Source organism: Paenibacillus odorifer (assembly GCF_000758725.1).
GTDB classification, from domain to species: Bacteria; Bacillota; Bacilli; order Paenibacillales; family Paenibacillaceae; genus Paenibacillus_AQ; species Paenibacillus_AQ odorifer.
The window spans coordinates 5,522,513-5,543,416 of the sequence record NZ_CP009428.1 but is presented as its reverse complement, the minus strand read 5'-3'; the positions used below and the strand labels follow the sequence as shown (position 1 = coordinate 5,543,416).

The 20,904-nt window shown below is 45.0% G+C and carries 14 protein-coding genes, 1 tRNA gene and 1 other annotated feature; of the genes, 12 read left to right on the top strand and 3 right to left on the bottom strand.

Annotated elements, in window-relative coordinates:
• The first annotated feature begins 68 nt into the window (after positions 1-68).
• Positions 69-524 (top strand): cupin domain-containing protein, encoded by a 456-nt coding sequence (locus PODO_RS24225; protein ID WP_036686965.1) that lies wholly within the window; start codon positions 69-71, stop codon positions 522-524.
• A 155-nt stretch (positions 525-679) separates the two neighbouring features.
• Complete coding sequence (locus tag PODO_RS24220; protein ID WP_036686969.1) at positions 680-1,516, top strand: aldo/keto reductase; 837 nt, start codon at positions 680-682, stop codon at positions 1,514-1,516.
• A 113-nt stretch (positions 1,517-1,629) separates the two neighbouring features.
• On the opposite strand, the gene asnB is transcribed toward PODO_RS24220, so the two are convergent.
• Entirely contained in the window at positions 1,630-3,474 is a 1,845-nt protein-coding gene (gene asnB, locus PODO_RS24215; RefSeq protein ID WP_036686972.1) for an asparagine synthase (glutamine-hydrolyzing), read from the bottom strand.
• A 144-nt stretch (positions 3,475-3,618) separates the two neighbouring features.
• On the opposite strand from asnB, the gene PODO_RS24210 reads away from it, so the two are divergent.
• Together PODO_RS24210 and PODO_RS24205 are read left to right on the top strand one after the other, a co-directional pair.
• On the top strand, positions 3,619-3,975 hold the full coding sequence (locus tag PODO_RS24210; RefSeq protein WP_036686975.1) for a hypothetical protein: 357 nt from the start codon (positions 3,619-3,621) through the stop codon (positions 3,973-3,975).
• Between the two features lie 209 nt (positions 3,976-4,184).
• Positions 4,185-4,258: transfer RNA gene (locus PODO_RS24205), tRNA-Arg, on the top strand.
• A 1,468-nt stretch (positions 4,259-5,726) separates the two neighbouring features.
• Here the strand turns inward: PODO_RS24205 and PODO_RS24200 are convergent.
• Positions 5,727-6,635: a serine hydrolase domain-containing protein gene (locus PODO_RS24200; RefSeq protein ID WP_052097285.1), complete on the bottom strand. Its 909-nt coding sequence runs from the start codon at positions 6,633-6,635 to the stop codon at positions 5,727-5,729.
• Between the two features lie 443 nt (positions 6,636-7,078).
• Between PODO_RS24200 and PODO_RS24195 the strand changes: the two genes are divergently transcribed.
• The 7 genes from PODO_RS24195 (at position 7,079) to PODO_RS24165 (ending at position 18,100) form a co-directional block, all read left to right on the top strand.
• Positions 7,079-8,092 carry a LacI family DNA-binding transcriptional regulator gene (locus PODO_RS24195; protein WP_038573079.1) on the top strand — a complete coding sequence of 338 codons (1,014 nt, stop codon included), beginning with the start codon at positions 7,079-7,081 and terminating at the stop codon, positions 8,090-8,092.
• 24 nt (positions 8,093-8,116) lie between these two features.
• Positions 8,117-8,866 (top strand): alpha/beta hydrolase, encoded by a 750-nt coding sequence (locus PODO_RS24190; RefSeq protein ID WP_038573077.1) that lies wholly within the window; start codon positions 8,117-8,119, stop codon positions 8,864-8,866.
• Between the two features lie 62 nt (positions 8,867-8,928).
• On the top strand, positions 8,929-9,852 hold the full coding sequence (locus tag PODO_RS24185) for an ABC transporter permease (protein ID WP_036687012.1): 924 nt from the start codon (positions 8,929-8,931) through the stop codon (positions 9,850-9,852).
• Positions 9,853-9,869: 17 nt separating this feature from the next.
• A complete protein-coding gene (locus PODO_RS24180; RefSeq protein ID WP_036686985.1) occupies positions 9,870-10,769 on the top strand; it encodes a carbohydrate ABC transporter permease in 900 nt (299 codons plus the stop codon).
• A gap of 57 nt (positions 10,770-10,826) precedes the next feature.
• Complete coding sequence (locus PODO_RS24175; protein WP_038573076.1) at positions 10,827-12,431, top strand: extracellular solute-binding protein; 1,605 nt, start codon at positions 10,827-10,829, stop codon at positions 12,429-12,431.
• A 109-nt stretch (positions 12,432-12,540) separates the two neighbouring features.
• A complete protein-coding gene (gene bglX / locus PODO_RS24170; RefSeq protein WP_036686991.1) occupies positions 12,541-14,709 on the top strand; it encodes a beta-glucosidase BglX in 2,169 nt (722 codons plus the stop codon).
• Positions 14,710-14,755: 46 nt separating this feature from the next.
• Positions 14,756-18,100, top strand: a complete 3,345-nt coding sequence (locus PODO_RS24165) for a GH36-type glycosyl hydrolase domain-containing protein (protein WP_038573075.1) — start codon at positions 14,756-14,758, stop codon at positions 18,098-18,100.
• Between the two features lie 61 nt (positions 18,101-18,161).
• Here PODO_RS24165 and PODO_RS24160 read toward each other — a convergent pair whose 3' ends face one another.
• Positions 18,162-20,015 carry an arginine--tRNA ligase gene (locus tag PODO_RS24160; protein ID WP_425311700.1) on the bottom strand — a complete coding sequence of 618 codons (1,854 nt, stop codon included), beginning with the start codon at positions 20,013-20,015 and terminating at the stop codon, positions 18,162-18,164.
• Positions 20,016-20,067: 52 nt separating this feature from the next.
• Positions 20,068-20,286 (bottom strand) — a binding site (T-box leader).
• 249 nt (positions 20,287-20,535) lie between these two features.
• Here PODO_RS24160 and PODO_RS24155 point away from each other — a divergent pair.
• Complete coding sequence (locus tag PODO_RS24155; RefSeq protein ID WP_036687001.1) at positions 20,536-20,895, top strand: hypothetical protein; 360 nt, start codon at positions 20,536-20,538, stop codon at positions 20,893-20,895.
• Positions 20,896-20,904 lie beyond the last annotated feature (9 nt).

Genomic DNA, 20,904 nt, shown 5'->3' with positions numbered 1-20,904 from the left:
AAGCAAAAACAACCTTATGCATATGAAGCTATTGTTGTTCATGCTAACTTTGAAGGAGAGAAGCTACTGTGACGCAAAAAGAAATTTCACCGCTAGTTGAACTGCTTGGATTACAGCCTCACGTTGAGGGTGGTTGGTACAAAAGACTTTGGAATTCGGAATTTGAAATTTCGCAGGAAGTGTTAGGCGATAGCTATTCTGGATCACGTCATTCGGCATCTTCAATTTATTTTCTGCTTCACGAAGGCGAACAATCTGATTGGCATACTGTATTGTCCGATGAAGTTTGGTTGTGGCATTCCGGTAGTCCAATCGTGCTTAGTCTCGGAGGTAATGGAGATAAGCCTGAGGATGTGCAGGAAGTTATTCTGGGTCTCGATATTGCTGCAGGCCAGCAGCCACAAGTGGTTGTTCCAGCGGGAGTATGGCAGGCCGCGCGTTCGTTAGGCAAAGAGCCGACGCTGGTATCCTGTATTGTTTCTCCTGAATTCCATTTTGATGATTTCAAACTAATTGAGAAATAAAGAAGAGCGGGGGCGCTTACGCCTCCGTTTTTTTATAAGGATTTGGGGAATGATGAAGCCATCTGCTATACTTTTTATGGTAGCGTTTGCTTCTTAAGTGGGTAAAAAGGTTAAGTATGTTTAACGAAATAACAATAAGCTTGGAGGGTTAAGTGATGAGTGAATTGAATGCACCGTTCTCGGGTGGTCCTACTTTAAATGATGGGGTGACCATGCCGTGGCTGGGTCTTGGCGTGTATAAGACTAAAGATGGCGAAGAGGTTATTCATGCGGTCAAAACCGCAGTGGAATTAGGATATCGAAGTATTGATACGGCAGCCGGATACAATAACGAAGAAGGCGTAGGACAAGCTATTCGTGATTGTGGAGTGGCCCGGGATGAGCTGTTTATTACGACTAAAGTACGAAATCCTGATCAAGGTTATGAGTCTACGCTAAAAGCGTTCGAGGATAGCCGGCGCAAGCTAGGTCTGGACTATCTAGATCTGTATCTCATACACTGGCCGGTGGCAGGAAAATATCGTGAGACATGGAAGGCCTTAATTCATCTGCAAAAAGAGGGCCTCATCAAATCTATCGGCGTGAGCAATTTTCAGGTTCATCATCTGAAAGATATCATCGAGGATACCGGAGTGGTACCAGTGGTGAATCAGGTGGAATTCCATCCGCTGTTGACTCAGCGTGAGCTGCTGAAATATGCCAATGAACAGGGCATTCAGCTTGAAGCATGGAGTCCACTAATGCAAGGGAATCTTGACCTACCGCTCTTAAAAGAGTTGGCTGAGAAGTATGGTAAGACCCCTGCTCAAATTGTACTTCGCTGGGATTTGCAGCAAGGTGTCATTACGATACCTAAATCCGTACATGCGGATCGAATCAAGGAGAATGCAGGATTCTTTGACTTTACGCTTAGTGATGAGGATGTCAAAGCTATCGAGGGCTTGAACAAAGACCATCGATTTGGCCCGGACCCGGACAACTTTAACTTTTAAAGATCGTTCAGATAAGATCGTAGAGTAATCCTTGCAAATACAAGCCAAACAGCAAGCCACCGGATACGGGGACTTGCTGTTTGGCTTGTCGATTATCTCAGTTGTCTACGCGCTTATTGGATGGAGACGTTATATTTACGCAGCCAGAGATCCACTTGGGCGAGGTAAGCAAACAGCTGAGGACCGGACATGAGTTGGCCGAACCAAGGCAGATTGGTTGAGGATTCCGGGGAAGCGGCGATCTCACGGATTTTGGCAGCATCAATTAACGGAAGTAGGGGGGAAGTGGAGTCATCCAGAATGTTTAATACCTGAGTTCGTACCGCATTTAAATAGGCAGGATTATGAGTTTTGGGGTAAGGGCTTTTTTTGCGGTAGAGCACATCGTCTGGAAGAATGCCTTCAAGAGATTTACGTAAAATCCCTTTTTCACGGCCCCCCAGATTCTTGATTTCCCAAGGAATATTAAATACATATTGAACGAGTCGGTGATCACAATATGGAACACGTACCTCTAGCCCTGCGCCCATGCTCATTCGGTCTTTACGGTCTAGCAGAGTAGGCATGAAGCGGGTGATATTCAGATAGGACATGACGCGCATTTGTGCTTGTTTTCCCGTTTCTCCATCCAACTTTGGAACTTCAGCCACCGCATCGCTATATCTGTCACCCAAATATTCCAGTGGACGGATCCACTCGTTAATTTCTGGGGAAAGTAGACTTGCACGCATTTTCGGCGCAACTGACCAAGGAAAAGTGCCTGAGGAGAGCATTTCCTCACGGTGGAACCAAGGGTATCCGCCAAAAATCTCATCCGCCGCTTCACCGGAAATAGCTACTGTCGCGTTCTTTTTAATCTCCCGGCAAAATAAGTACAAAGAAGAGTCTACATCGGTCATCCCTGGTAAATCCCTAGTGTACAAAGCATTATCCAGCGCTTCTACAAGCTCCGGGGTATCGAACGAGATGTAGTGGTGGTTTGTATTCAATTCATCGACCATTCGTTTAATCCACGGCCCATCTGCTCCCGGCTGGAAAGTATGACTTTTGAAATGTTTGTCGTTATCTACATAGTCTACGGAATAAGTATCCACTTGTCCCTGACCATTCCGGTTGTAGTAATCCACTGCAAGTGCCGTCAGCGCACTGGAATCCAGCCCTCCCGACAAAAGAGAGCAAACAGGGACGTCTGAGACCAGTTGGCGTTCGAGTGTATCTTGGAGCAGTTCACGCACCTTAGCGGCTGTCTCTGCTTCATTGTCAGTATGCTTTGCGCTCTCCAGCTTCCAATAGGCATAACTGCGCAGACCTTCACGGTTATAGATCATAGCATGACCTGGACGAAGCTCTTGCATATCCTTATAAACACCATGACCCGGTGTACGCGCTGGACCGATGATGAAGATTTCTGCGAGACCTTCAGGACCCACGATTGGTTGTACCTTGGGATGCTGCAGCAACGCCTTAGGCTCTGAGCCAAAAACTAGGACGTCATCAACCTTGCTATAGAACAGGGGTTTCACACCTAAACGGTCACGTGCAAAAAAGACTTGGTCCCGAAGACCGTCCCATACTGCAAAAGCAAAGATTCCATTTAGCTTCTCTGCGCAATCCGGCCCCCATTCGATATAGGAATGCAGCAGCACCTCTGTATCGCACTGGGTGCGGAATTGATGCCCTCGCTGCTTAAGTTCCTGTTTGAGTTCGAGGGCGTTATATAATTCGCCGTTGTAAACAATCGCGTATACCTGTTCCTCATGGCGGGTGATCATGGGCTGGGCACCGTTCTCCGGATCGATAACGCTAAGTCTGCGGTGACCGAAAGCACAGGGGCCTGAGATCCAGGTTCCGGCTGCATCGGGGCCGCGGTTTGCTAAAGTTTCAGTCATTTTGACCAGCAGCTGCGAGTGCTGAGTGAGATCTCCGCGCCACTGGATAAATCCGGTTATTCCGCACATGATGGTTCATCCTCTCTTTTGTGCGATTGTTGTCCTTACTTTTTTGCCAAGTAATACAGATATATGCCGAAGGAAGGCATAAAATGTATGTCCTTATCCGAACACTAGGGGAGAGGGGAATTTGCCAGGAGGGAAGGATGACAGGTGTATTATATTAAAGACGCCAAAATTCGCAGAATGATGGAGTACGATGGTGCGCCTTGTGCAGAAGTGGGTGTTTTGCCGGGTGCTGTTAGTGATCCTGCGCTTTTGGTGTATATCGTTGAGGATCGGCGTGAAGAGGGATATGAGATTGTCCGTATTCTGACTAATGATGCTGATACCTCTACCGATTGGTTTGATAACAATATGCATGACGCTTTTCAAGATGTGACCTCGAGTGCATTTACAGGCAGCAACTTCATGTCGCCAGAAGATGAGCATTCCAAGTTTCAAAGAGAATTACTCACTTTTGGGGATTTGAAAAAGCAGCTGGAGAAGCGTTTTCGAAAGCTGGAGTAAATAACGAAGGCTTGTAAAGTGTACACTGGAATCGCTGAAAAGGACGGCAGAAATGCCGTTCTTTTCATTTCCTGTGGTTATACTGACGTGTAAAAAAACCGCACCGAAAACTCTTTTATTATTTTTCTAAGTTGTTTTGACTTGAAAAATCCGCTGAATAAGGTATAATAAATATCGTTGCGTCAATACATAGTATTTATTTCTTATATGTCCCGGTAGCTCAGCTGGATAGAGCATGCGCCTTCTAAGCGCACGGTCAGGGGTTCGAATCCCTTCCGGGACGTCAATTAACAGCCTTCCTTCGGGAAGGCTGTTTTTGCGTGCGCGAGTTTTAGTTCGAGGTCACACACGGGATACCTTTGTCTTCCTTCTTGAACTAAACGTCGAAATTCGAGTCATCGTTGAACATTAAACTTCAAACGACTAGATCACATTTGTACATACGCAGCAGCTATCGGACTCAGATGACCTTAAATGCTGAAAAGTGCGGAATTTGCGATGTTATCGGACTCCATCGTCGCTATTGGTGCCAAACGTGCCCCGAATGAGCCACTTTCTCAAGAATAGCTGCAGTGGAGTCCGAAACGTATCTCAAAAGGCGATAAATGAGCAAATAACGTCATCTGAGTCCGCGAGCCTCCTCGGTCTGAGTAATGCTGGTTACTTGGTGTTGTGCATCTATTGTTGTTGACTGCATGGCGAGTTTGATGGTGGGGACTTACGGTTTGAGCATCGATTGGTGTGAACGCTTGGGCGTGTTTAGCTACTAATCATCGTTGAACATCAAACTTCGAACATCTAGACCATATTTGCACATACGCAGTAGCTATCGGACCCAGATGACCTTAAATGCTGAAAAGTGCCACATTTGCGATGTTATCGGACTCCATCGTCGCTATTGGTGCTAAACGTGCCCCGAATGAGCCACTTTCTCAAGAATAGCTGCAGTGGAGTCCGAAACGTATCTCAAAAGGTGTTAAATGAGTAAATAACGTCATCTGAGTCCGCAAGCCTCCTCAGTCTCAGCAAGTGCTGGTTACTGGTGTGTTGAGTTACTTATTTTGCACATACCCAGCTGCTATCGGACCCAGATGACCTTAAATGCTGAAAAGTGCGGGATTTTCGATGTTATCGGACTCCATAGTCGCTATTGATGCCAAACGTGCCCCAAAAGAGCCGCTTTCTCAGGAATAGCTGCACTGGAGTCCGAAACGTTGCTCAAAAGGCGATAAATGAGCAAATAAGGTCATCTGAGTCCGCGAGCCTCCTCGGTCTGAGTAATGCTGGTTACTTGGTGTTGTGCATCTATTGTTGTTGACTGCATGGCGAGTTTGATGGTGGGGACTTACGGTTTGAGCATCGATTGGTGTGAACGCTTGGGCGTATTTAGCTACTAATCATCGTTGAACATCAAACTTCGAACATCTAGACCATATTTGCACATACCCAGCTGCTATCGGACCCAGATGACCTTAAATGCTGAAAAGTGTGGGATTTGCGATGTTATCGGACTCCATCGTCGCTATTGGTGCCAAACGTGTCCCAAAAGAGCCGCTTTCTCAGGAATAGCTGCACTGGAGTCCGAAACGTATCTCAAAAGGCGATAAATGAGCAAATAAGGTCATCTGAGTCCGCGAGCCTCCTCAGCAACAGCAAGTGCTGGTTACTTGGCGGTGTTATGTACTAATCGCCGAAGAATGTAAATTACCCATTATGCGCACGCTAACCTTAAGCCATAAAAAAGACCGCTCCTAAAGAAGCGGCCAGATTTCCTCCCAGACGGTGTCCAGGATTCCCTGCATGTTATCTTCCATGCTGTTAATTGCAATGACTGCTTGAGCGTCCGGCACCACAAGACAGAATTGTCCATGAGCGCCATCGGCACGGTAAGCGTCGTGGGAGCAGAGCCAGAATTGGCAGCCGTATCCTTCTCCCCAGTCGCCGTTTCCATCATTGTCGATCTGTTTTTGTGTAACAAAATCGATCCATGCTGCGGGGATCAGTTGCTGGCCCTGCCACTTTCCTTGCTGTAAAAGCAGCTGTCCAAACCGGCTTAACTCTTCCGTGTTAATCTGAAGTCCGGCACAGCCAAGGGTTACCCCTTGAGGTGTTGTTTCCCAATCCACATTGTTTATACCCAGAGGTGCAAACAAACGAGGTACCAGATAATCCTTTACGGTTTGCCCGACGCGGGCTTGCACCATTGCAGAGATCATAATGGTATCTCCGCTGCTGTATGTAAATTTCTCTCCGGGAGCTCTGTCTAAAGTCAGAGATAAATAATGCTGCACCCAATTTTTATCCTTCAAGGCTAATCTCTCTTCAGCCCAAAATGGAGGGGAATCGTGCCCTGTACTCATTCGCAGTAAATCGAACAAAGTTATATCTCCGGGCTGCATGGAAGGAGGTGTTTGTTTAAGAGGAGAGACATACTCCGGAAAAACATCTTTAAGCGTTGTTTCCAGTGTCAGCTTCCCTTCATCAATGGCAAGACCTACTGCCATAGAAGTAAAAGACTTGCTGACGGAATGCTGCAAGCGCCGAATATCCTCCGTGAGATCCAGTTTTCCCACAAGGTTTCCGTTTTGAAGCACACGAACATTGAAGATATTCAGGTTTCGTTCACGAGCCTTAGCTGCGAATTGAGCCATGTTCAACATAAAAAGAGTCCTTCTTTCTCTTGATATTCCTAGCTAGGTAGCGAAGTGACAAAAAGAAAAACTAGAAAAATGAGTGGAAACGTTTTCTGTTAAAACGATAAAAATCACTAAATTGATGGTATTCCATTCTTATTTTAAAGTCAATAAAGTAAGGAAAACTATTGTTTGATATATAAATACCAATTACTTCTAATTTCTAGATTGAGTAACTATAGACTTATTGTAATTTTAACCAAATAAAAAGTGATGAATCACAATTTTTTTTGTGTTTTTAGTTGACTTATAAAAATTACCTGTTCATAATGGACGAAGTAAGCGGAAAAAACACGCTAAGGACTCAAAATGATGTCGCGGGAAACGTTTCCCATCATTTCATGCGTTTCCACAACCTGATTTTCATCGGGTGAAGGGGGGACTCATCATAGGAGTGGAGCAAGGTAAATATGAATATCAAAGATATTGCAAGGCTATCAGGCGTGGGTATCGCCACAGTCTCCAGAGTAATCAATAATAGCGGTGTTGTAAGCGATACAACTAGAGCTAAAGTAATGGCGGTTGTTAGAGAACATAACTATATTCCAAATGGTAATGCGAGCAACTTGAAAAAGACGCGATCCAATACCATAGCGCTAATGGTAAAAGGGATCTCAAACCCGTTTTTTGCAGACATGATCAAGGAAGTTGAACGCCAGGTGAACCTGCGGGGATGTCCGCTTATGATCCAGCATGTAGAAGATGGAGTAGATGAGATCGATATCGCTCTACAGCTTGTAAAAGAAAAAAATCTATATGGCGTAATTTTTATGGGCGGAACGTATGATCATTCCGAAGATAAATTCAAACAATTAAAAGTTCCATTTGTTCTGACTACCATCACGACTACAAAAGAAGTCGATCCTGCTGTTTTTTCAAGCGTGATCATTGATGATCTTCAGGAATCTTATAAGGCTGTCAGCTATTTAATCTCATTAGGACATCGCAATATCTGCTTTTTGGCCAGATTTCCTCTGGTACAAAATACGACAGGCAACCGGCGGCTTATGGGATATATCAAAGCGCTTGAGGAGCATGGAATTGAGTACGACCCTTCAATGGTAGAGGATTGTGAATATAGTCCAAGCTCTGGCTTTACAGCTACCAAACGTCTGCTCAATAAGAAAAAAGATATCACTGCTGTTTTTGCTGCATCAGATACGATTGCCATTGGGGCTGCTAAGGCGTTATTGTCTTTGGGCTTATCAATTCCAAATGATGTTTCGATTATCGGATTCGACGGGATTGAAATGGCAGAATATTATCATCCATCTCTGGATACGATCAGCCAACCCGGAGTGGATATGGCGAAGGCCAGTGTTGAAATTTTGTTTGACCTGATCACAGGTGATTCGCAAAACAAACATATGGTATTCGAATCCGTACTGGTTAAGCGGGGATCTTGCAAGAAAATAAACAAATGAATAAGAACGAAAAGGAGATAACTCATGGCATTATTAACAGTTGAGACAGGCTCTCCTACTTTGAGAATGACAACGACCATCAGTATTATCTCCCCCGTCGATTCAGGCAACATGTCTGGAGGAACGCTCTACCTGCTGCATGGTGCTGGTGATAACGCCAGTACTTGGCACAGGATGACTACTATTGAGCAGTATGCAAGTCAATATGGTTGTACAGTCATAATGCCGCAAGTAAACAGGAGCTATTATACAGACATGGAGTACGGACTGGACTACTTCTACTATGTGACCCATGAGCTTCCCGAGCTTTGTGGCCGAATGATGAGGTTGGATGATAATCCGCAGAAGACGTATATCGCTGGTTTATCGATGGGCGGGTATGGCGCTCTGAAATGTGCACTTACCTATCCCGAGCGTTACAGCAAAGTGGTTTCGTTATCAGGAGTTACCGATCTCCAGAAACGATTAAACGATCCGCAAATGTCCAAGGACATGGCGAGGGAGATGGCGGGTACTTTTGGAAAACGCTTACAAATTAAGCCGGATCAGGATCTGTACGCTTTAGCCGCTAAATTGGTCGACGATAGACGTAACCTGCCTTCGATTCTGACTTGCTGTGGTTCGGAAGATCCGTTTGTGGAGATGAATCGGGAATTCGCAGCTCACCTGGAGACGACCCCTTATGAATTTCAGTATGTTGAGACCCCTGGAACTCATGAATGGCGATTCTGGGAGGAGCATCTGAAGACAACCTTTGATTTCTTGTACAACTAAAAGACATAAGCAGAGTGAGGAGATGCAAATTGAAATCCGAAGTTGCAATACCGGCTAAAAAAATGAACGACAGCAGATTCCAACTGTTCCTAAGAGAAGTCTGGAAGAACAGAATGGTCTATACTCTGGTGCTTCCTGGACTAGTGTGGCTTTTCCTATTTGCTTATCTGCCGATGGGTGGTCTATCTCTGGCTTTTAAAGATTTTAAAGCGAATTTAGGAATTTGGGGCAGCCCATGGAGCGGATTCGAGAATTTCACCTATGTGTTCCGTGACCCGGCTTTTATTGACGCCGTATGGAGAACGTTAACCATTAACATCGGCAAGCTGATTATTCAGTTCCCTTTTCCAATCATATTGGCCTTGCTGCTGAATGAACTGCGCATGAATCGTTACAAAAAAGCTTTACAGACGGTGTTCACATTTCCGAACTTTCTGTCATGGATCGTAGTATCCGGGGTTGTTATCAATGTGCTTTCCTATGATGGACTGGTCAACAGCCTCATTCAAATGTTTGGCGGGACAGGCATTAACTTCCTGGGTTCTGAAAAAATGTTCGTTCCGATGTTGTATCTTACGGATATCTGGAAATCAGCAGGTTGGGGAGCCATTATCTTTATGGCCGCTATCTCTGGTATTGATACAGACCAATATGAATCCGCACAGATTGATGGTGCTACACGCTTGCAGCAAATGTTCCGCATTACTCTGCCTAACATTCTTCCGACGATTACGATTATGTTTATCCTTTCCGTCGGTGGCCTGATGTCATCTGGATTTGACCAAATCTTTAACTTGAGCAACGCTGCAACGAAAAACGTCTCAGAAGTACTAGATGTGTATATCTACCGAATCACGTTCCAGTCTTCAACAGACTTTTCATTCTCCACTGCAGTCAGTTTGTTCCGTTCACTTGTTAATATGATTCTGCTGATTCTGGCAGATAGAGCTGCCAAACTTATGGGCGGAGACGGTTTATTCCGGTAAGAAAGGAGTGCAAATGTATGAGTAAAAAAAAGCTGACAATTATGCAAGACCATAAAAAAATGACCGCTATGGATTATGTGATTTTCGTAATTCTGAGTGTGGGCGCTTTGGCCATTCTTATTCCATTCTGGAATGTCATTATGATTTCTTTTTCTACGCAAAAAGAATACGCTGATAACCCTATGATGTTATTTCCGAAGAACCCAACACTGGAATCCTATCGGGCACTCTTTGCTGATGGGCGGATCGGGACAGGGTATTGGAATACCTTTAAGATCTTAATCTTAGGACTCCCGCTTAGCTTGTTCTTAACGACAAGTATGGCTTACGGCCTTAGCCGCAATAAATTCCCGGGTAAAAAGCTGATTTTTATGCTTGTCCTGTTCACAATGATTTTTAATGGCGGGATTGTACCTTTGTATCTGGTGATGAAGGATCTGCATCTGACAGGCAACCTTTGGTCAGTTATTCTGGCTGGAAGCTTCAGTGCGTTTAACCTGATTCTGATGTCGAACTATTTTAGCAGTCTGCCTGAGTCCCTGATGGAATCTGCGCGACTTGATGGTGCTGGGGAATGGAGAATCCTATTCTCTGTAGTCCTGCCATTATCTGCTCCAATCGTAGCTACCATCACACTGTTCTACGGAGTAGCCTTCTGGAATGGATGGTATGACGCCATGATCTTCCTGCGGAAAGCGGATCAGATGCCACTGCAAAACGTGTTGCGATCTATCATTATGGAAGCCCAAGTGAATGCATCGAATGCAACAAGTGTTGACGCAGTGGGTAAACAATCATTCTCCATGGGTATGAAAATGGCGGCAGTGTTCGTTACCATGGTTCCTATTATGTGTTTCTTCCCAATGCTCCAAAAGCACTTTGCCAAAGGAGTACTGACAGGGGCTATCAAGACCTAGGGATTTATGATTTATCCATACAAAAGAGGGTCAGTCACACAATTTAAGGAGGACAAAATGAATATTTTAAAAAGAAAATCTGTAAAGTCAATCCTTGCCGGTGTTTTATGTCTTACTCCAATCATGTTGGCAGCATGCTCAAGCTCAGACAACAATGCTAATAGCGGAAATTCAGGCAATCCAACAGATGGATATAAAGACGAGTTGAAGATTTCGTTAGCCAGTACCATTAAGACAACAGAATCTGATTTTGATAACGTGTATCATAAATATTTTACGGATAAGTTCAATATTAAATGGGATTACAACTATATTGAATGGGATTCATGGGCTGAGAAGCTGCGCCTGTGGATTAACTCTGGTGATCTTCCTGACGTAGCAAGCTGGAACTATGTTCACGGTGATGCGCTTAATTACATTGATCAAGGACTGCTGTACAAGCTGCCAGATGACTGGAAAGAACGTTGGCCGAATGTGGCAGCCGCTTATAAGCTGACAGGACTTGGCGATGAATTGGAGAAAGCGGTAGGTGGCACTTATGTTCTGCCAAGACCGGTATACTTTGAGAACAAGCCGGCAGATCCGCTCATTAACCAAATCGGAGTAATTGCTCTGCGTTCTGACTGGGCTAAAGCCGTTGGTTTTGAATTGAAAGATGCCTACACTACTACAGAACTGATGGAATTTGCTAGATTGCTTAAAGAGAAAGACCCTGGCAAGGTAGGAGATAAACTCATTCCTATTTCTTATGACATCAACGATGCTTTGACTAATATTGTAATGGCTAATAGCGTGCACTCCAGAGTAGAGTCAGCATTCTATAAAGATGCAGATGGCAAATACCAATGGGGTCCAGCCAACGATGAAACGTTAGCGGCACTGAAAGAACTTCAAACTACTTATAAAGAAGGATTACTGCACCCTGAGTTTTATACTTGGAAAAATGGCGAATCTGGCCAAAAGTTCACAGTTAACGGTGTTTCCGGTATTACGAGTCTAGGTGGTTTGGCTTCTTACAGAAAAGACATGGACGTTAAAATGAAAGATAACCTAGGTGTAAATAGTGATGACCTAGTACACACAGCTATTGTGCTTGGCGATGACGGTAAATATCGTAACCTCGATCAAGTTAACTTCTGGTCTGCTGTAATCTTCTCGCCAGATATTAGCAAAGAGAAGTTTGAACGGATTATGGACTTCATGGAATACACAACAAGTAAAGAAGGTCAATTGACCGTTAACTTGGGCTTTGAAGGAACAGATTGGAAAAAAGGCGAAAATGGCGAATTAATCAGCCTACTCCCTGAAGGAACAACATTGGATAAGAAATATCCGAACCGTTTTGAAGGACTGTATGTCTTGGCGGATGACTTTAGTATCGTGAACCCTGCGATCAAAAAAGAATATCGCGATCGTTCTGTAGAACTGTTCAAAGAAAAAGCTGAGCTTGCTTTAAAAGACAAAGCAACGGCTGAATATGACTGGGATTACCAGTTGTATGATTCCAAGGCTAAAAATCAGGCTTCCTTTGACTATGCTACAGAATACACTAACCTGATTTTGAAACCAGGCGATCTAGAGACGAACTGGAAAGAATGGGTTAAGAGCAAACAATCCCTCGTTCAGCCGGTTCTAGATGAACTAAACAATCTAAAAAAATAGCTTTCGCCCTATGCATGTAGGAATGAACCTACAGGACCCGCGTGCAATTCTTGCACACGGGTTTTTCCATTCATAGGCATCGGCAGAATTGAACAATGGAGGATTTGAAATGAATGAGCAGCAACTGACTACCTTGTTGAACCAGATGACGCTTGAAGAAAAGATTGCACAATTGCAGCAGCTAGCCGCTAATTTCTATGAAGGGGCAGAGGATGGAGGACAAATCACTGGCCCTATGGCATCCATGGGAATTACGGACCACATGATCGAGAGCAGCGGCTCTGTACTTGGTCTATCAGGTGCAGCGCAAGTCATTGCGGTTCAGGAAGCCCATTTACGCAAAAATAGATTGGGCATTCCCTTGCTGATGATGGCGGATATTGTGCATGGCTTCAAGACGATTTTTCCGGTCCCGCTGGCAATTGGCTGCTCTTGGGATATGGATCGCGCAGAGCTGAGCGCCGAGATTGCGGCTAAAGAAGCGGCAGTCTCCGGTGTGCACGTTACTTATGCGCCAATGGCGGATCTTGTACGGGACCCGCGTTGGGGAAGAGTAATGGAATCTACAGGAGAAGATCCATATTTGAATGGTAGGTTTGCCCGTGCGTTTGTGCGCGGATTTCAAGGAAGCGACTTGACTGGTGATGTGGATCGTCTGGCGGCTTGTATCAAGCACTTTGCTGCCTATGGTCTATCCGAAGGCGGTCGTGATTATAATACGGTGGATTTATCGGAACGGCAGCTGCGTGAATATTATCTGCCAGCCTATCGTGCAGCACTGGATGAAGGTGCAGAAATGGTCATGACTTCATTTAATACGATTGATGGGATTCCGATAAGCGGCAACGTTAAGCTGCTTCGCCAGCTGCTTCGTGAGGAATGGGGATTTGATGGCGTATTGATTTCGGATTGGGGTGCAGTGAAGGAACTGATCCCACATGGTGTCGCCGAGGATGAGGCTGAGGCAGCACTTAAAGCCATCAAAGCTGGTGTAGACATCGAGATGATGACGGCTTGTTACGTTCATCAGCTTCCGGCGCTTGTTGCAGATGGGCAAGTAGATGAGAAGATTATTGATGAAGCTGTGCTTCGTATTTTGAAATTGAAGCAAAGATTGGGCTTGTTCGAGCATCCGTTCCGCGGAGCTGACGTTGAGAAAGAGCGTGAGGTAATCTTCTGTGAAGATCATCGAAATGCGGCGCGTGAGTTGGCGGCTAAATCCTGCGTACTGCTCAAGAATGATCAGGTTCTGCCGCTTGCTGCAGAGCAACGGATTGCGCTAATTGGACCGTTTGCTACTAGCGGAGATATTCTTGGACCGTGGTCGTGGTTGGGTTCAACGGAAGAGGCAAGCCGTCTTGCACCGGCACTTCAAGCTCGCGCAGGTGCGGGTAAGATTACTGTTGCAGAAGGTTCTGGAGTCGATAGCTTTACAGAGGAACAGTGGCTGGAGGCGGAAGCGGCTGCTAAGCAAGCTGATGTGATTGTACTGGCGCTTGGTGAACATTCAGAGATGAGTGGAGAAGCGGGCAGCCGTTCAGATATCCGTTTGCCCGAAGCGCAGCTTGAGCTTTTACAACGTCTGAAACAGCTGAATAAGCCTATCGTGGTGGTGTTGTTTAATGGACGTCCACTAGACTTGGCCGGTGTGTACGAGCATGCAGATGCTATTCTGGAAGCTTGGTTCCCAGGCAGTGAAGGCGGAGCGGCAATTGCCAGTCTACTTTATGGAGATGAGAATCCTTCAGGAAGATTAACGATGTCTTTCCCGGTATCCGTTGGGCAGATTCCAGTCTATTACAATCATTTCAACACTGGACGCCCACTTCATGCTCCGGGTGCCGACAAACGTTATGTCTCGCAATATCTGGATATTCCTAATGAGCCGCTTTTGCCATTTGGTTTTGGACTAAGCTATACGACATTTAGCTATAGTGAACCAATTCTGTCCGGTGAAATCATGACTGAAAATCAGCCTATTGAAATAACCGTTACGGTGACCAATACTGGAGAAGTAGATGGGGAAGAGGTAGTGCAGCTGTATATCCGAGACATTTCCGGAGAGGTCGTCAGACCAATGAAGGAACTGAAGGATTTTGCCAAAATCAACCTCTCACCAGGGGAAAGTCGTGAAGTGACCTTTACCCTTACCGAACAGCAGCTTCGTTATTATCATAGCGATCTAAGCTTTAGCAGTGATCCGGGACGATTTAAATTATTCGTCGGTTCGAACAGCAATGAGGTTAAAGAACGGGATTTTTGCTTAACATTAGCATAAGTAGAATATATACGGCAGTAACGCCGTAATGGAGGAAGTGTAAAATATGACTACTAATTTGAATACTAACATCCGTTTAAACGCCGGGGATCTATCCTTCACTTTTACAAACAGCGGGGACTTGTTCCAAGTCCTTTACGAACGGACAATGATCAATCAATTGCTGCCAAGCATTGTGGACGGCTCATTATCCAATCTATATTTGCGAGTGCACAATGATGGAAACATTCAAGCCATTCCTTTGCTTGGCATTCATTCTTCAAGCACTGTACGTAAGGCTGGAAACCGTTTGGTTTGGGAAGGTACTGCTGAAAATATAGAATATCAAGTTATTTTCACCCCTACTGCAGGAGGAACTTGGTTCTGGGATGTGAAGCTTACTGGACAAAATGCAGAGGTAGATCTCGTGTACGGACAGGATGTAGGGATTGCTGATATCGCCGCTGTCCGCAGTAATGAAGCTTACTTGTCACAGTATATCGATCATGCGGTATTTGAGGATCAATCCAAAGGGTACGTTGTTTGCTCTAGACAGAATCAGCCACAGGGCGGGAAATTCCCATATCTGCAACAGGGTTCACTTACCAAGGCAACGAGCTTCTCAACAGATGGTTTTCAATTCTTTGGACTGTCCTATAAAGAAACCAACCAACCAGAGAGCTTGGGTCGTGAGCAATTAAGTAATGAAATCTATCAATATGAATTCGCATATACTGCGCTGCAATCGGAACGGGTGAAGCTGAGCGGGGAAACACGGTTTGTGTTCTACGGATTGTTTAAGCAAGATCATCCAGAAGCGATCACTGCGCTAGAATTTGCTAATGATATTGCTGCGGCTTGGGATGCTGTTAAAGATTTACCTTTAGAAGCTGAAGCAGCACTTGAACGTTCTTTCTTTTCGAAGGAGCTGGGAGCACCGCTGGCTGCAGATTCGCTGACAGAGAAAGAGATCGAGGTCTTGTTTCCGGTTCGTTATCAGGAGGAGAGAGAAGGAGGCACACTACTTTCTTTTTTCACGGAGAATTATGAGCACGTAGTATTAAAAGAGAAAGAAATGCGCGTAGAGCGGCCACACGGCCATATCCTGATGAGTGGGGATAACGCTCGACTTAATGATAAGGTCATCACAACAACTTCTTATATGTACGGGATCTTTAACTCCCAGGTGGTAATTGGAAATACCAATTTCAACAAGCTAATGTCCAATCCAAGAAATGCGCTTAACATTCCAAAAGCTTCAGGACAACGCATTTATGTAGAGTGGAACGGTGAATATCGTTTGCTGACTATGCCTTCTCTATTTGAGGTTGGTTTCAACTATGCTCGTTGGTATTACAGAACAGATGGTGAATGCTTCATTATTACGAACTACACCACCGAAGATTCGCCAGAGATATTCCTGAATGTGCGTTCGGAAAGCGGACGAGCTTATCGTTATTTAGTCACTAATCAAATCACCATGAACGTTAACGAATACGAGCTTCCATATCAATCTAAGCAAGAAGGTGGAGCAGTAATCTTCTCGGCTGACAGAAGCGCACTAAGTGCTGGTGAATATCCTGACTTACAGTATAAATTACAGGTACAGGGTGCGGAGTTAACTCTGCAGGATGAAGGTAGACTTGTCTCTCCTGTTCAACCAACTGAAGCACCGTTAGCAGTACTGGAGCTGTCTGCCAGCAGTGAATGGACCTTGAATATTCAAGGCCTTCTGGATGGTAAGTCACTTGCTCCAAGAAATCGTTCAGCTGAGGAAGAGATTTCTGCTTATCGCGCATTTTATGCTGGTGTGATGAATGGCTTCCGCCTGACGCTTGGGGACGGAACAGAAGGTGAACTGTTTAAGGTTAATGCTCTGACTTGGTGGTACACACATAACATGCTGGTTCACTATTCGGTTCCACATGGTTTAGAGCAATATGGTGGCGCTGCTTGGGGAACACGGGATGTATGTCAGGGACCTGTGGAATATTTCATGGCTACGCAAAAATACGAACAGGTTCGTGAAATTTTGCTGACGCTGTATAGTCATCAATATGAAGATGATGGCAACTGGCCACAATGGTTCATGTTTGATAAATACACGAAGATACAACAAGAAGAGAGCCATGGAGATATTATTGTGTGGCCGCTTAAGGTGCTTGGAGACTACTTGGCAGTAACTCAGGATTACAGCATCTTGGGAGCAACAGTGCCGTATACCCGTAAGCACAGCTTTGACTTTACAGAAGAAAAAGCGACGTTGCTGGATCATGCGCGGAAGGAAATTGCTTATATTAAGGATCATTTCCTGCATGACACACATCTGTCTTCTTACGGTGATGGAGACTGGGATGATACACTCCAGCCTGCAAATCCACAGCTGAAGCAGTATATGGTTAGCAGCTGGACAGTGGCGCTTACCTATCAGACACTTAATCAGTTCTCAGAGGTACTTCGTTCAGTTGATCAAGCTGAGGCAGAGGAACTGAAGGCGATGGTGGAAGGAATCCGTAAGGATTTCCATACTCATATGCTTCAATCCGAAGTAATTCCTGGCTTCCTGTATATGGAGGACCCTGAGCAGATTAAGCTTATGGTGCACCCAAGTGACACAGAAACAGGTATCCAGTACCGTCTGCTGCCAATGACGCGCAGTATGATCAGTGAGCTGCTTACTCCGGAACAGGCCGAAGCACACTATGATGTCATTCAGGATAAACTATTCTGCCCTGACGGTGTACGTCTGATGAATCGTCCAGCTCAATATGTTGGCGGGGTCAGCACTCATTTCAAACGTGCGGAGCAAGCGGCTAACTTTGGCCGGGAAATTGGACTTCAATATGTGCATGCACATATCCGTTATGTAGAGGCTATGGCCAAGCTCGGTAAAACCGATCAGGTCTGGAAGGGTCTGGCAGCGATTAATCCGATCGGAATCCGCGATGTGGTGCCAAACGCTGAACTACGTCAAGCTAACTCCTATTTCAGTAGCTCGGATGGTAAATTTAACACCCGTTATGAGGCACAGGAGAATTTCGATAAACTGCGCAATGGTGACGTAGCTGTTAAAGGTGGCTGGAGAATCTATTCCAGCGGTCCTGGGATCTATATGAACCAGTTAATCTCGAATGCACTGGGGATCCGTACGGAAGGTGGAGACTTAATTGTTGACCCGATTCTGCCGGAATCGCTGGATGGAATGCACTTTAGCTTTGAATATGCAGGCACTAAGGTAGATTTTATCTATCATCTTACAGGTCGTGAGATCAGTCGAATTACTATCAACGGTACGGAAGTGCAAACAGAAGGTACACCTAACCGCTATCGTAACGGTGGTGTTCGCATCAAACGTGCGGACTTTGATCGTCTCAGCACGGAAGCTGGAAATGTGATAGAGATTTATAAGTAACATTATATATAGAAGGGCAATCTCCGCGTTAAGCGCGGAGATTGCCCTTTTTTTGTGTTTTTTACATTCGGCTCGGTGTCGGTAACCCAAGCACTTCGAGCACATCTCCCAAGATGTCCTTGAATCTTGAAGTGAGCCAGAGGCGGAATTCGATCGTGGCTGAATCGCCTTTTAGAATTGGACATACAGAATAGAAGTTGTTGAACAGGGTAGCTAGGGTATGGGCGTAAGTGCAGAGCGTATTTGGCGTTAACTCTATACTTGCTGAATGTAATATCTCCGGCCAGAGGCTTAGCTGTCTTAGCAGCGCAAGCTCTGCTTTTTCCAATTTGGAAGGGAACTGAAGCTGTGCGGCAGCTGTAAGGATTGGGATCGTAGCTTTACTCAAAACGCTTGTCGCACGCGCAAAAGTATACATCAGATAAACTCCGGTATTGCCGGATATTTCGGTAGCCTGTTTGAAATCAAACACGATTTCCGTTCCTAAATTAAACCGTAGCAGATAGTAGCGAATCGCAGCAGTGGCAATCATTCGGCTGGAGAGGCCGTCTTTATCGGAACGTGAGTGTTCGATGTTCTGTTCCATGAGTTCCACCAGATCGCTTACCTTAATCCCGATTCCCTGTCGTCCGGACATAGCATAAGAAGATTTGCCTTCTGAAATATCTATACCCAGCTCGGCAGCCGAGGCGGGACTAAGAGATACAACACCATAACTCACATGATGGAGTTTGTCTGCTTGCTCGTTATAACCTAGTGCCCCTAAGGCTTGCTTAACCATCTGTTGTGGATATTCCTGTCTGTAATCAATCACATTGATGACTCTGTCCGCCTGCCCATAAGACTCTTGGGTTCCAGTTAATCCTGTTGTCCATAAACCGGACGAGAATTCGCTATAGGAGAAATCTTTGGTTAAAAGACCAAATTTCCAGAGATGATAGGCAATATCTTTGGCTGTATACGTTAAAATCCCATTCGAACGCACCAGCACCTTATCGAGATGATGCTCCTCTGAATCCGCTCCAATGTTAGCCTCTGTTCCTTGCTTCAGCACCCAGCAGCCTGCGAGTTTACCTTCAGTCTCTTGTACAAAAACGGCTGTCTGCTTCAGTAGCTCAGCTGCGGCTGCCCAAAATCCCTCCTTTAAAATACTGCTCTCCCATACCAGCAAATCATAATAAATCCCAAAATGTTTCATTTCCTCTACATGCTCTCTAACGATGCGTTCAGCTACAAGGTTGCCCAGCCAGGCTTCGTTACCGCCCCCTAGTTCAAGTGAGTGGAGTATATCAGTGCGCTTGTGTGTCATCTCTGGGTTCAGCGCATATTCTTTGTTCACTTTGGCATAAAGATCCCAGCAAAAATCACCGAAACGTTTGTGTTTCCCTTCTAAAGGTATATTTAATAATCCAACAACTGTATCCGCCAGCTGATTGCCGAGATCATCAATGTAGTTATGGACCTCTACGTTATACCCAGTTCTTTTCATAATTCTGACTAGAGTATCGCCGATACAGGTGTTTCTTAGATGACCTACGTGAGCGGCTTTGTTGGGGTTGATAGAAGTGTGCTCGATGATGACTTTTTCGCCAGTGCTGGCAGGCAGTTCAAAGGAATGTTCAGCCCAGCTTTGCCAATTCATATACAAATTGATAAATCCGGGAGCAGCGACTTCAACTTTTTGCAATAGACCTGCGAAACGCCCTTTGAATTGAAGTTCTGCTTTCACTAATTCTGCTATGACCATTGGGGATTTACGTAGAGTTTTGGCTAGCTGCATAGCGATATTACATGAATAATCACCATGTTCTAGATTTGCTGGCTGTTCGATCAGAATGGCAATGTCCTCTGGATAGTCAGCTCCTAAAGTATTGAATACACGGTGTACACTGTGCTCGATTCCGTCTTTGATGATTTGATTTTACATGGTATACCCTCCTTTGAAAATACAAAAAAGCCCTCGTCTCAAAAGAGACGAGGGCTTTAGCGCTCGCGGTACCACTCTCGTTGCTGAACAAGTTGTTCAGCCACCTTACGGGATAACGGCCTTCAGCCGGGACTTCCTACTAAGGTTCAGAAGTCCATCTCACGGGTGCGCTTCATTAAAGGGATCTGTACCGGCTTACACTCTCCCGGCTCGCTGAGGACTAGATCTCGTTAATTACTCTCCCGCTCATCGATGCTTAATTAATTTTTACCAGTATACCTAATATTTCATAAAAAGCAATAGTGGTTAGCTTCTTAACAATCTTGGTTGCTCTTTGTTGTTAGATTATCAGTTTAGTAGATTATAAATTTGAAAAAAGAAGGCTGTCTTGTTATAGGACTAGCTGTTCCTTTACACAACAGTCCACACGCTAACTCAAGCCAAGGAATATTACTATACGGAGCCACTAATCTTTCAAATTGTAGTGGAAGGGAGGAGTGAATAAAACATGGCTATTTTTTCTACTGGACCTATAGATAACAGCCCGATCCTAGGGGTCAGACCGTCGCAACTGGTAACCGTAAAAGTAGTTAATCGGGATTCTCTTAATCCTTATAATCTAGTTATTCAAGGTTTCCTTCTTAACGGATCAAGAACGATGTATGTGAATGAAACAGTAAATCTAGCACCTAATCAAGTTTTAACTAAGAACTATTTTGCCGATTTGGACGCATTTGAATTTGTGTTTACAACAGTAGAAGCAGTTGAAGCAGAGGTTGGGATTTCAGTCTGGGGAAAACAGAACTCGGGGGCATTGGTAGATCCTCATCGCATAGTTGCGTGGGAGAAGCAGGCAGTATTAATTTAATAATTATTT